This window comes from Flavobacterium crassostreae (genome assembly GCF_001831475.1).
Taxonomy (GTDB): Bacteria; Bacteroidota; Bacteroidia; order Flavobacteriales; family Flavobacteriaceae; genus Flavobacterium; species Flavobacterium crassostreae.
In genome coordinates this window covers 2,233,401-2,246,959 of the sequence record NZ_CP017688.1, presented here as the reverse complement: position 1 = coordinate 2,246,959, position 13,559 = coordinate 2,233,401, and the positions used below count along the sequence as shown (strand labels likewise).

The window sequence follows — 13,559 nt, the reverse complement described above, 5'->3', positions numbered from 1 at the left end:
GTAAATGTGAATTTACCACAAAAATCGCAATATTGCTAAATGGCTGTTAGCAGTAGTACTTATTTGTTTTTCAGTTTAATATTTGCTAAAATTTCTTTTTCAGTACGTGCGAATTTTTCAGCTTTTTGATTACTTATCGATCCATAATCTGTCCACATTATTTCGCATCCATCTTCAATATTATCGTCATAGATTGGAATTAAATCTGCAATTCCAACAAAAGTATATTCCATTTCAATATTGTCGGAGTTAGTAAATTTAATTTCTGCATCTTTTCCAATTTTAACCGCTTTTTCATAGGCTAGCTTTGGATTTTCAGCTTTTATTAAATGAAAATTTCCCCAAGTGACAACTCGGCGTAAATCATTATCTTTTTTACGTTCAACAGGTTCACGTTTTTCAATAATTTCTACAATAAACCAATTTCCTTTTTCGTTAGATATTTTCTCAATTTCTTTCATTTTGATCGTTAAATTTCTGATTCTACGAACGCATTACTGCTAGCAAATTAATATAAGTCCAGATCTTTTTTATCGATATATAAAGAATTCTTAATTGGATTATGGTTTACTAAATCAAAATCATCAAGATTTTTTTCAAATATTACCAAAATTTTCTCCGGATTGAAATCAGCAATTTCAACTACTATGCCTTTTTCACCAATTAATCTCCAATAATTTTCCCCAATTTTTACTTTATTTGTCGGTTTTAAAGTTCCGTGAAAAGTTTTTAATTTAATTAATGTGTTTTTCTCCATTTTTTGGCGTATTACTGCTAACGTCGTTCCCGCCTTAACTAGTTTGCAGGCTTTGGATACGGATGTTTTTCTTCATAACGAATATACAATTAAAAACGATAATTCCACAGAATCTGCAAATTAGTTAAGGCGATTGTTGTAGGCTGGTTGTTTTCTTCATAAACCTAAAAACACAAACAAATTCCTACTTTAAATTCGAGATTTTTTTATTTAGATTCTCACTCTTTAAAAAACAAATCACTCTATTTCAGCTTTTTAATTTTCCTTATTGATTTTTTTAAGATTTAAACCCGAGGTTTTTCTTATTTGGATAATCACTTTGTAAAACACAAATCACACTCATTTAATTTTTTACGTTACGGTGATAAAATGCCGTTTGCGCTTCAACTTGGGAATTTTATTGCTTGAAAAATCACTCTGTAAACCGCAAATCACGCTGTTTTATGTCATTATTTTGTTTTGGATTATTTTCTGTTTTTTAGTTATATTCTTTAAACAACAAAATGTTTTTTTTTGGCTTTTAAGAATCCAGTTTTTTGCGTTTTTTTAGGAATTAAGAACCCTAAACTTTAAAATTATAAACAGTTTTTTCTTAATTAAAAGGTTAATTATGCGCGATTTGGGCGCAACTTGCCTACAACGTCCCGTCGCTTGGCGAGGTTGGGGATTTTTAAACCGTGTATTTTCGACTAAACGAAGATATGATAAAAACCGTTAATTCCACTAAAGCCCCAATCTTGCCAAACGGCTGTTGGTAGCAGTTAATCTTGATAGAACTTTTCTTTTAATCTGTTTGGAACTTTCTTTTGAAATATTTGTGTGATTACAAGTGTTAACATTAATCCACAAGTGAATAGAACCATAATTTTCAAAAAAAATGGCATTGTTGAAATAAAAGAGAAGTACCCAAAAATAGAGAAAAATCCAATTCCTATATATTTCCAAAATTCTTTTTCTCTTTTTTCTGACTTACGCCCAAAATCATTTATTCTTTTCATTTCTCCGCCACCAATAACTTTTCCCATAACACTTATAGAGTCCGAATTAATTCCAGAATGTATTATTTTTATAATAAAACCTGAGTTAGCTTCTAAAAAGTTAAAGTTGCAAATTATAGAATTATCAATTTTATGTAATTCTAAAGTTGAATCTTTATCTTTTAAAATTATTTCACTTTCATATATTGTATTAATTCGGCTTAGGTTTATTCTAAATTTATTCGAGTTAGGAATATCTTTTTCCCATATAGTATCATTGCCTGCATTCCAAATAGCTACTTTAGTAACTGTAAGGTTTTTAATTTCACTGTCTTTATAAATTATTTTTATATCATTTACTTTGTTGTTTATACTTTCGGATATGATATTTAGACCAGAAATTTCAAAAGCAGGATTTTTCTTTCTCGAACCTTTTAAGTAAAAAATAATTGACAAAACAATTCCAAAAATTCCAATTAAGAGTCCAGATAAAGTGCTTATTTCCATTGTTTTATGTTTAATTGCTACCAACGTTCCCGCGCTACACGCAGGTTGGGGTTAAAATTATTTATTTTTCTGTTTATTACTGTTTTTTGCCGTCACAAAACAAATTCTAAATTGAACACTGTTGCCCAACTTGCTTGTAGCGTGTGTTACAGGATGTTGTTGTTTTTCGGTGTTGTTGCGTCAAATATTTTATGAAAGGGGTCATAAAAAAGTATATAAATAACGTTCGCATTACCAATAAAACCAAAAACTCTTGGTGCTCTATTTGATTTTTTATTTGTGTAAAGTATTATTTCTATAAAAGTTGGAGTTTGTTCCGCTTTTAGTCCACTAACATCATAAACACTCTTTAAAATCTCTTTTAGATTTTTATTTAGTGAAACAACTTTAAAATTGAAAGTATCTTTACTTACAGTGTTAAATTTTGTAGAGCAAATGGTTTTTACTTTTTCAAAATAGATTTGATAATCAGTTCGGTTATTGTGAAACTCACTATTTTTTTGATAAAACTCTTCATTTAAAAATGAGTATTCTGAGTCGTCGTTTAGTAGGTAATCATAAGAAATAAAAAGGGTAGATTTTTCTATTATAGGAAATATCTCATCTCCGTGCTTAACTTTTAAATCGATTTCATCAAATTCAGTTAAGTCTTTGATTTGTTGCTGTAGTTCATTAAGCATTAGTTCTTTCAGCTATTCTTCTATTGTAATAATTAAATATTGTATCTGCTGATATTTTATTTTCAGACCTTTCAATTGGAGATAACCCTTTTCTTGCTTCGTTCCACGGTTCCTCACTATGTGTCATTAAAACAAGTCTTTCATCACTCATAACACCGTAAGCATTTAACACTGAAAATAATAAATCTTGTTTTTCTTCACTTAAATTCAAATTTTGCAAACTACTTGCTACTTGTTTAGTTAACTCTTCTTCATCTAATGTGTTAGGAAAATTTACATTTCTAAAGAAATTTGCTTTGTATTTGTCATATATAGGTCTGTATACTGGCCCGTTTACCCAAGCTTCTGGCATAGTTTCAAATAGAATATCTTTTTCAAACTTCGTAATATGCCAAGATTGAATGTAATAAAGAAGTTTTTGCAACTTTAAAGGGTTTACACTTACTCCCATATTCTGACAGTAAAGTATAACGAAGTTTGACATTCTATTTAGTAAAGTTTCCATTTGATTATTAAGTTTCCGCAAAGCTACTAAAAATAAGGCAATTAGCAAAACTGCTATAATTAAATATTCCATTTTTCTGTTGAGTTGTTTTTTAACGCACAGTTTTGGTACAATATCCTGTAACGTTCCCACGCTTGTGGCTGTTGCGGACTTCAAAGACGAGTTTTTTTGGTTAAACGAAAATACAATTTAAAAACGATAATTCCACCAAATTCCGCAATAGCCACAAACGTGTGTTAGGCGTTCGGTTGTTTATTTATTATTATTTAAGATTTTTATTTTTTAGTTAGTTTTCTTATTGATACTAAATGGCCAAATATAATAATAGGAACTATAAAAGTTGGTAGCCAACTGAATGGAAAATTTAATATTGCAATATTTGGATGCTCAAATGCAAATTTTTGAAACGGGGAAGGAGTAGATAGTAATGCATTTATAATTATATTAATTAAAAGACCGAGACAAATAAAATTCCAAATTAAAATTCCATTTCGACTTAATTTTTGGGTTTTAATTCCATAATAAGCAATGAACGGAGCTGAAATCCCTGCTAATATGTCATAATTTCTCCCTTCAAAAGTCATAAGCTCAGGAATAAGATTATATACAGATAAATAAAATAGGACTATTTCGACAGGAATTCTTACTATATTTAAATAGGTTATTTTTGCCAAATCTAAAGAGTCAATAAAATCTCTTCCATTCTTTGTGATAAAAAGTAACATAATTGTAAAAATAGGTGGAGCAATTCCAAAAATTAAAATTTTAGGTGGAATTGAATTACCGTCGGAATTATAAATATTTTTTAAAGTTAAAATTCCCTGGATTATTAGCCAAATAAATAACCCAAATAAAATTAAATTTGATTTATTTCGAATATTTTCTGAATTAGGTTTTTTCAATATATCGTAAAAAAAATATAGAGTTACAATTGTAATAATTGCAAAACTTATAGAAATAAAATCAGGTAAACTTTCTATCATATCATTTTAGTTTTTTTTCAGTTTTGCGGTCAACTGACGCCTAACGTTTCGCCAGTTTGAGATGGCTGGAGGTTCGTAACCGCTCATTTTTCGGCTAAACGAGAACTTGTATGCGAAACGATAATTCCACTAAATCCCAGCTAGCTCAAAATGGCTGTTGGTGGCTGGTGTTATTTTAGTGTATTTAATAGCTCCTTTTGATTATATACCTTTCCTTGTTTAATTATAGTTTCTACTGTTGATAGATTTCTAATATCCTCAAGTGGATTTTTATTTAAAATTATTAAATCTGCAACTTTATCAACTTCGATGCTTCCCCATTCATTTTGTTCATCGAAGAATTGAGCAGGAATTAAGGTTGCAGATTTTAAAATAGTATAATTATCAATTCCTAACTTTGACCAAAATAACATTTCATCATGCATTGAAAATCCACTCATTTGAAACAAACCCGATGGATCACTTCCAACAAGCAACAAACATTCGTTTTTATATAATTTTGTAAAAACTATTTTTTGTTTTTCAAATTTTGCCTTGTAATTTTCACCAAATTCTAAAAATTTTTGCTCCCCTACTTTTTTAATTTTTGCTTTCAAATCTTTTTCCCATTTGTCTATATAAGATTTTGGAGCTTTTTGATACGTTAATCTGGTTTTATATCCATAAGGATATTGATAGTTAAAAACAGTAATAAAATAATCAAATGTTGGGCAATTATAAACTTTATTTTCTTTAGTTAATTTTATATTTTCATCTAAATTATTAATGTTTTCATCACTAGGATAAGCAGATAAGTGTTCAATACTTTTAAAACCTGATTTTAAAACCTTACTCATCGAAACGCTAGATGGATAGTGTCCGCAAACGATTTTCTTTTCTTGATTTGCACGCATCATTAATTCATCAAATGTATTTTCGTCTTTAACAGAAAATAATTTTATAAAATCTAAATTGTTTTTCCCTACATCATTAAATATGCTGTCAATCTGGTTTGTAGAATTTTGTTTGCTGAAAATATAACTAAAATGTATTGTAGGTTTGATTTTTTGATTCAAACTATTTTTTAATTCGGCTTGATTTACATCAGAATTCATAACTCTTATTTGAGTAACGCCTGCTGAAATATTTAGTAATAATAGAGTATCTAAAGATTTCTTTTCGTGTAAGTGAACGTGCATATCTGCAAGCCCAGGCATTAAGTATTTATTTTTGGCGTTTATTATTTTTTCTGTTTTATCAAGATTCAATTTTTTAAAATCTTTAATCTCAATAATTTTACCATTCTCAATTAAAATACTTTTATTCTTTAAGATTGTATTTTGATTTATGGGAATAATATTTACGTTTTTAACAACGGTTCTTTGTCCAAATAATTGAACTATTGCAAATAAATTTATTAAAATCAATATTTTGTTTTTCATACGATATTTTTTTTTACACTTGCCACCAACGTTTTGCTGCTTTGAGATGGCTGGAAGTTCGTAACCGCTCAATTTTCTGCTTAACGAAAACTTGATGCGAAACGGTAATTCCACTAAATTCCAGCTATATCAAAACAGCTGTTGTGCGTTCGCTTTTTTTTTATTAATATATAAACCAATTAAAAACTGCTTTTATTCCAGCGATAAATATCAAAACTATTAAACCTAAAATTATAAAAATTGTATATTCTAAAACTTTATCTTTCCAATTTCGAACATATGTTTTTTCTATTATATCAATTCTGTCTTCTGGTTTAGGTTCAATATATGCAATCCAAATATCACCAGTTATCCACTTTTCTTTCGGATCAAATGTTATTATACTTTGTTCAGTTTGCTCAATAATTTCTTCAGCTTTTTTTGATGCTTTGAGAAGTTGTGCAGCAAACAATTCTAACCCACCCTTATTTGCTCTTATAAATAATTCGTCTCCTGCTTCTAAACTGTGAATTCCAAAAAATGCCTTTTCTGTCGAATTTTCAGTTTCAATTTTTTTTATAATTTTTTCTAATTCTTCTTTTTTCAAAACGATTAGTTTAATTTAATTTTCTGTTTTCCGTCGCTCGAAAGTGACGCACAACGTCCTCGCGCCTCATGCAGTTTGCAGCTTTTGGATGCGATTATTTTATTCTTTACGAATATACAATTAAAAACGGTAATTCCACAGAATCTGCAAATTGCTTGAGACGTGTGTTATGTGGCGTAGCAATAGCCACAAAGTACTTCTATCTTGCTTTTTTTGGCGGGAATTCTCTTTAAAAAGAGAAACATTTTCCATTTAAAAAATACATTATTGAGTAGTTTTTCTTATAAAATTAAAGATTATTTTTTATAAAATAAACACTCTGAAAATATCATTACACACTTTTGACGTCGCAAAAAAAATCCGTTTCAATTCCGTCTAACCTTTTTCTCTTTTGGGCTTAAATTTCTGGTCACTCTCTTTTATACAACTTATTTTGATTGATTTTTTCGGTTTTAAATTGCAACATTTATTCCTTTTATACTTTATTTTCCTTAAATATTATTTAGTGAAAAATTATACTAATTCGCCCGATTTTCGGCAATAAAAAGCCGTTTCTAAGAGAATAGGAGAGGAGTTTTGACTTACATTACTTTTAAAAAATAGATGCTTAAAAACGTTAATTTTCTATTTTAAAAACGAATTTTCGGAGCTATGCCACATAACGTGTCGCGGCTTGCAGAAGTGGCGAACTTCGTGACCGATTATTTTCGGCTAAGATAAAAGTTCTTGCGAAAGATAAAAGTGATTTTACCACATAACTCGCCATTTATGCAAACCGCTGTTAGCAAATGTTATTTTTCTTTAATGGATTAAGTTCGTTTTCTAAATGATTAATCAAATTTTCAAACCCAATTTTAAATGAGGGTTTATATTTTTCAGGTTTTTTAATAGAATAACTTTTAATTAATTTTTCTGTATTTGTTTTATATTCTAAATATCTCTCTTCTTGATTTCCCCATTTTAGAATTGCGAGTTTTTTAAACAAAAAGACAGGAAAATTACCTCCAACAGGAATTTCAGTTTGCCGTTCAAATGGAACAGAACCTACATATTCAGCTAAAAAATTAATGTCTAATAATTTTGGGAAAACTTCTTTTTCGTGGTATTTTAAACATTGTATAACTTGGTTTATATATATATTGATATCTTCTTCATTGTTAATTTCATATAAAGAAAACTCAATTTCAGGTTTATAGAATCTCATAAAAGAAATCCCAAAATACTTGCTATAAAAATTGTTTAATTCTTTTAATATTAAAGGATAAATTTTGTCTTCAATTTCAATTAAACATATCTTAAAACCTTCGAACGAAATACGATTATGAAATTGTATTCTAAAGCTAAACTCAATATCGATGCTGTTTTTATTGATTTTAAAGGTTATGTAGTCACTATCTATTATTTTGGATTGATAATTATCTTTTAATTTCTCTAATATTTTTGTCTGTAATATCTTTTTATCTATTGTCATTAATTTAACTTTTTCACGCTTTTAAATGTATCATTTCCATCTCCAAATAGTTTATAAAAACTCTTGATTTCAATAAGAGTTCCTTGGTTTATTTCATCGGGTAAGTCAAGGCTTGTAGTTTCATCAACTGTTTTTGCTTTTTGGGGTTTAAACGCTAAACTTCCTTTTCCTGCTTGGTTTTTAGCAGTAGTTTGTCCGCTAGTAAGTGCTGTTCCTTCACTTAGTTTAGCGTCTACGACAATCATGTTTTCAATCTCATCAAATTCATCGTACTTAATCCAAACTTGGTCGGCAATAAAAAATTCGCCTTTAGCATTACAAGGTGGTAAAAAACCTGGCAAACAAAATTGCATTTGACTTACTAATTTTCTTTGGTCAATATCGGGTATTAGTTCTTTCAGTTTTTCGTATTCTGGACCAGTTCTAGCTTTAACTTTGTTAAGCATTGCTATTTCAAAATCATCTCCTTTTTTAGTTACAGCTTTAAAGAATTCTCGGTCTTTCCATTTTAATAGCTTTGGGTCTGTGGTTTCCTTTATAAGTTCGCCATTGTAAAAAGGGTCGTCTTTAAGTTGTTTCCAAATGAGAATTTCTTCTGTATCTGCTTCAAAAATTTCTTGAAGTCCATATTTTGTATTGTCGAGGTCAACACGTAATTTTTTTAATAATTCAGGATTCGTTCTAGTCTCAAAATCAAGACCTCCACGTTTCAAATGATTCCAAGCTGTTAGATAGTCGGCATCAGATTCTTTTAGCAATTTTTTTAGCTCGATAGGAAACTTTGAGTCTGAGAAATCGTTAACAAAGTCTGTAAAATTTACACAGTAATTTTGTGCTTGTAAACTTAGGTTTAGTAATAGTAGAATTAGAATTTTTAAATGTCTCATTTTCGTGGTCTTGTATAATATTTGCTAACGTCTTCGCGCCTCATGCAGTTTGCAACTTTTGGATGCGATTATTTTCTGCGTAACGAATATACAATTAAAAACGGCAATTCCACAGAATCTGCAAATTGCTTGAGACGTGTGTTATGTGGCGTAGCAATAGCCACAAAGTACTTCTATCTTGTTTTTATTTGCTGGAATTCTCTTTAAAACAGAAACATTTTCCATTTAAAAAACACATTATTGAGTAGTTTTTCTTATAAAATTAAAGATTGTCTTTTATAAAATAAACACTCTGAAAATATCATTATACACTTTTGAAGTCGCAAAAAAAATCCGTTTCAATTCCGTCTAACCTTTTTCTCTTTTGGGCTTAAATTTCTGGTCACTCTCTTTTATGCAATTTATTTTGATTGATTTTTTCGGTTTTAAATCGCAACATTTATTCCTTTTATACTTTATTTTCCTTAAATATTATTTGGTGAAAAATTATGCTAATTCGCCCGATTTTTCGGCGATAAAAAGCCGTTTCTAAGAGAAAAGGAGGGGAGTTTTGACTTACATTACTTTTAAAAAATATATGCTTAAAAACGTTAATTTTCTATTTTAAAAACGAATTTTTGGAGCTATGCCACATAACGTCCTCGCGCCTCATGCAGTTTGCAGCTTTTGGATACGGTTATTTTCTTCATTACGAATATACAATTAAAAACGGTAATTCCACCGAATCTGCAAATTGCTTGAGACGTGTGTTATGTGGCGTAGCAATAGCCACAAAGTACTTCTTATCTTGCTTTTTTTGGCGGGAATTCTCTTTAAAAACAGAAACATTTTCCATTTAAAAAATACATTATTGAGTGGTTTTTCTTATAAAATTAAAGATTTTCTTTTGTAAAATAAACACTCTGAAAATACCATTACACACTTTTGAAGTCGCAAAAAAAATCCGTTTCAATTCCGTTTAACCTTTTTCGCTTTTGGGCTTAAATTTCTGTTCACTCTCTTTTATGCAACTTATTTTGATTGATTTTTTCGGTTTTAAATTGCAACATTTATTCCTTTTATACTTTATTTTCCTTAAATATTATTTGGTAAAAAATTATACTAATTCGCCCTATTTTTCGGCAATAAAAAGCCGTTTCTAAGAGAAAAGGAGGGGAGTTTTGACTTACATTACTTTTAAAAAATATATGCTTAAAAACGTTAATTTTCTATTTTAAAAACGAATTTTTGGAGCTATGCCACATAACGTCCTCGCGCCTCATGCAGTTTGCAGCTTTTGGATGCGATTATTTTCTTCATTACGAATATACAATTAAAAACGGTAATTCCACAGAATCTGCAAATTGCTTGAGACGTGTGTTATGTGGCGTAGCAATAGCCACAAAATACTTCTATCTTGCTTTTTTTGGCGGGAATTCTCTTTAAAAAGAGAAACATTTTCCATTTAAAAAATACATTATTGAGTAGTTTTTCTTATAAAATTAAAGATTTTATTTTGTAAAATAAACACTATGAAAATATCATTACACACTTTTGACGTCGCAAAAAAAATCCGTTTCAATTCCGTTTAACCTTTTTCGTTTTTGGGCTTAAATTTCTGGTCACTCTCTTTTATGCAACTTATTTTGATTGATTTTTTCGGTTTTAAATTGCAACATTTATTCCTTTTATACTTTATTTTCCTTAAATATTATTTGGTAAAAAATTATACTAATTCGCCCGATTTTTCGGCGATAAAAAGCCGTTTCTAAGAGAAAAGGAGGGAGGTTTTGACTTACATTACTTTTAAAATATATATGCTTAAAAACGTTAATTTTCTATTTTAAAAACGAATTTTTGGAGCTATGCCACATAACGTTCCGCCGCTTGGCGAGGTTGCGAACTTCGTAACCGAGTATTTTCGGCTAAGATAAAATTTCTTACGAAACGTAAACGTGAATTTACCACAAAATTCGCAATCTTGCCAAACGGCTGTTAGCAGTAGTAGCTATTTTCTTTTCGTCCTTTTCTTCATTTCAGGAACACTTTTTCCCGGTGAAACTTGAGTAACAATTTTAGCCTCGGGAAAATATTGAGGAACTAAATGCCTTATTAATGTTTTTGTTTCATTGCTTTCAGTAAGTATTTTTTGTAACATTTCTCCCGACATTGTTTTGCCTTCAGGCATTTGAATCATTGATGTTGTATGAAAAGGAGCTGTGTTTTCATCTTGTGAAAGTTTTAGAATTTTATCTAGTTCTGCAAGGTTTTCAGGAGATTCAATAAAAGACATTCCTTCTCCGTGATCATTTCTAAAATCAACTAAACCTTTATCTTCATTCAATAATTTAAGATTAAATAAATCTTGTTTGGAAAAAGGAATATGATAATTATTAAACATAATATATGGCTTATTATCTACTAACATCTGTAAATGAAAATGTGGAAAATTAGCATTTTTAGAATCTAAATGACCATTTAAATCAGTTATTCCAAAATTTAATGACCACTCAATATTTTTATATTTAATCGTTATTTCTTTTATTTTAGTATCTGAAATCTCGTCATTTAAATCATTGATATTTACTAATGGATTTTCAAGGTTCGAAATCCATCGGAAATAACTTTCTAAAGCAAAATATCCAATAGGTTCGTTTAAGTAATTGTCAAAGTCTTTTTTTCTAATTCCTGTAGGTAAAAGGAACCAGTGAAAGCATTTTTCTATTTTATTAAAATAATCTAGTTTATTTCCGCATAAAGAACAACATTCTTTTCGATAAGCATTTTTAAAATCTTCGTAAATTTCATCATTTTCTTTAATTTGCTGTTCGTTCATTCGCTGAATTTCTTCAGGAGATAAGCTGTTTAAATATTCTTTAAAGTCCATAATTTCCTTTTTTACGTGCTATTACTGCTAACGTTCTCGCGCTACAAGCAGTTTGGGATTAAGGAAGCGTTATCTTTCGGATTTGCCAAATCTTCCAAATACAAACCGATTTTTCCATTATGCCAAATCCCCAAATTGCTTGTAGCGTGTGTTACCTGCAGTTTTTTCTTTGTTAATATTCTATTTTAAAATCGTTTTTTTTTAGTTTGTACTTTTTATTTATTTTCACATTCACATTTGTTAGCAGAATAATTCCACTTATTTCCATTATCTAAGCATTTATCTATTTCAATAAATTGGTTAACTTTTAAAATTGCAAAACATACAAAGCCTATAATTAAGATTGCGATTAAAATTGTCTTTACTTTTTTCATTTTTCAGGCTTTTTGCAACAATTCAACACTAGCAAAATTATTAAAATTACGTTTGTCCAAACTAAATACTTTTCAAATTCCACACTTTTGTCTTTTTTAAAAGTCAATTCTTTTGCGATTTCACTTTCATTGCATTTGGTGTTTTGGTTTGCAATTATTTTAAAATTTGTTTTCTTATTTTCTGTTTCTTCAAGGTAAACTATTTCATTTTCTGTATTTTTAGCAACAACCCAAAATTTTCCTCCATCGCTATCAATACAAAATTCTGAAATTTCGTTAGGTTTTAATTCAGCATTATATTCCACATAATTTCCGGTTCCATTTCCGTAATCTTCGAAAAATGCAATTCCATATATTTTTAAGTTCTGTTTGGTTAAATTTTCTGTTTTGATGTCAATTGGTGTTGATGCACCGAAACAAGATTTAAATAAAAAATTAAAACTTAAAGAAGTAATTCCGATAAAAATTCCAAAATATGTTATTATTTTAAAGCTATTAGTTTTCTCTTTTGATGATAAATACATAACAGCTAAAATTATAATATTTAGAAAGATTGAAAAAATTAAAATATTCATTTTAGTCGGTTTTTCGGTAAAATTGCAGGTAACGTTATCGCGGTTGTAGTTGTTGTTTTCTTATGAAAACGGAACTTTTCGGCTAAACGTGAATGACTTAAAAAACGGTAATTCCACTAAATAAAACAATAACTACAACCGTGTGTTAGTAGCTGTGCTTTTTCTTAACAATTAATAATTAACTAAAAAACATAAAAATGAAGACAATAAATAGAAATGAAATTACTGATGAAACTTATAGAGAAATTCTTGATGTAGAAACACACCATAATCACGAAATTATCTTAACTGATAATGGTGTTTTAAGATGGAAAGAAAATGCTACAGTCAACAAATTGACTGAAAAAATGAGTTTAAATGATTTGCTGCCGTTACTTACAGAATTAGGTTACGATAAAAATTCAGAGCTATACAGAAAATTATATAGAGATATGGGTTATTCTTTATTTGGATATTGGGAAATTTTCTACTGGGAAGCAAATAACGAAGACGCTAGTTTATACGTTCCAACCGCATAGCTACTAACGTTCCCGCCTTAACTAGTTTGCAGGCTTTGGATACGGGTGTTTTTCTTCATAACGAATATACAATTAAAAACGATAATTCCACAGAATCTGCAAATTAGTTAAGACGATTGTTATGGGCTGGTTTTTTCTTCACAAACCTAAAAACGCAAATATTTTTTGGTTTTAAATTCAATATTTTTTTATTTAGATTATCATTTTGTAAAGAACAAATCACACTTTTTTAATTTTTCACGTAACGCTGATAAAATCTTGTTTTAAGATTTAAATCCGAGATTTTTCTTATTTGGATAATCACTTTGTAAAATACAAATAACACTCATTTAATTTTTTTCGTCAAGCTGGTAAAATGCCATTTGCGCTTCAACTTGGGGATTTTATTGTTTGAAAAATCACTCTGTAAATCACAAATCACGCTGTTTTATGTCATTATTTTGTTTTGAATT

General features: G+C 29.0%; 14 protein-coding genes. 1 reads left to right on the top strand and 13 read right to left on the bottom strand.

Going from position 1 to position 13,559, the window contains the following annotated elements; translation table 11 throughout:
- Positions 1-59 precede the first annotated feature (59 nt).
- The 13 genes from LB076_RS10040 to LB076_RS09985 all read right to left on the bottom strand — a co-directional run bounded on the left by LB076_RS10040 (position 60) and on the right by LB076_RS09985 (position 12,589).
- On the bottom strand, positions 60-461 hold the full coding sequence (locus LB076_RS10040; protein ID WP_066335167.1) for a DUF4288 domain-containing protein: 402 nt from the start codon (positions 459-461) through the stop codon (positions 60-62).
- A 47-nt stretch (positions 462-508) separates the two neighbouring features.
- Positions 509-757, bottom strand: a complete 249-nt coding sequence (locus tag LB076_RS10035; protein ID WP_070786778.1) for a hypothetical protein — start codon at positions 755-757, stop codon at positions 509-511.
- Positions 758-1,518: 761 nt separating this feature from the next.
- Entirely contained in the window at positions 1,519-2,241 is a 723-nt protein-coding gene (locus LB076_RS10030) for a hypothetical protein (RefSeq protein WP_070786804.1), read from the bottom strand.
- Positions 2,242-2,387: 146 nt separating this feature from the next.
- A complete protein-coding gene (locus LB076_RS10025; protein ID WP_066337141.1) occupies positions 2,388-2,921 on the bottom strand; it encodes a hypothetical protein in 534 nt (177 codons plus the stop codon).
- On the bottom strand, positions 2,914-3,498 hold the full coding sequence (locus LB076_RS10020) for a Panacea domain-containing protein (protein WP_157776682.1): 585 nt from the start codon (positions 3,496-3,498) through the stop codon (positions 2,914-2,916). Before LB076_RS10020 ends, LB076_RS10025 begins: the two co-directional genes overlap by 8 nt.
- Positions 3,499-3,701: 203 nt before the next feature.
- Entirely contained in the window at positions 3,702-4,409 is a 708-nt protein-coding gene (locus LB076_RS10015; protein ID WP_066337142.1) for a hypothetical protein, read from the bottom strand.
- 170 nt (positions 4,410-4,579) lie between these two features.
- On the bottom strand, positions 4,580-5,830 hold the full coding sequence (locus LB076_RS10010; protein WP_141672850.1) for an amidohydrolase family protein: 1,251 nt from the start codon (positions 5,828-5,830) through the stop codon (positions 4,580-4,582).
- Positions 5,831-5,993: 163 nt separating this feature from the next.
- Positions 5,994-6,416 carry a hypothetical protein gene (locus LB076_RS10005; RefSeq protein ID WP_066337148.1) on the bottom strand — a complete coding sequence of 141 codons (423 nt, stop codon included), beginning with the start codon at positions 6,414-6,416 and terminating at the stop codon, positions 5,994-5,996.
- Positions 6,417-7,197: 781 nt separating this feature from the next.
- Positions 7,198-7,887, bottom strand: coding sequence for a hypothetical protein (locus tag LB076_RS10000; RefSeq protein WP_066334583.1), 690 nt, complete (start codon positions 7,885-7,887; stop codon positions 7,198-7,200).
- Positions 7,887-8,774 carry a hypothetical protein gene (locus LB076_RS14070; protein WP_066334585.1) on the bottom strand — a complete coding sequence of 296 codons (888 nt, stop codon included), beginning with the start codon at positions 8,772-8,774 and terminating at the stop codon, positions 7,887-7,889. The genes LB076_RS10000 and LB076_RS14070 overlap by 1 nt, the downstream gene beginning before the upstream one ends.
- 1,987 nt (positions 8,775-10,761) lie before the next feature.
- Positions 10,762-11,640, bottom strand: coding sequence for a hypothetical protein (locus LB076_RS09990; protein ID WP_066336578.1), 879 nt, complete (start codon positions 11,638-11,640; stop codon positions 10,762-10,764).
- Positions 11,641-11,855: 215 nt separating this feature from the next.
- Entirely contained in the window at positions 11,856-12,014 is a 159-nt protein-coding gene (locus tag LB076_RS13885) for a hypothetical protein (protein WP_157776680.1), read from the bottom strand.
- Positions 12,011-12,589, bottom strand: coding sequence for a hypothetical protein (locus tag LB076_RS09985; RefSeq protein WP_070786777.1), 579 nt, complete (start codon positions 12,587-12,589; stop codon positions 12,011-12,013). Before LB076_RS09985 ends, LB076_RS13885 begins: the two co-directional genes overlap by 4 nt.
- 197 nt (positions 12,590-12,786) lie before the next feature.
- On the opposite strand from LB076_RS09985, the gene LB076_RS09980 reads away from it, so the two are divergent.
- A complete protein-coding gene (locus tag LB076_RS09980) occupies positions 12,787-13,107 on the top strand; it encodes a hypothetical protein (protein ID WP_070786776.1) in 321 nt (106 codons plus the stop codon).
- Positions 13,108-13,559: the final 452 nt, after the last annotated feature.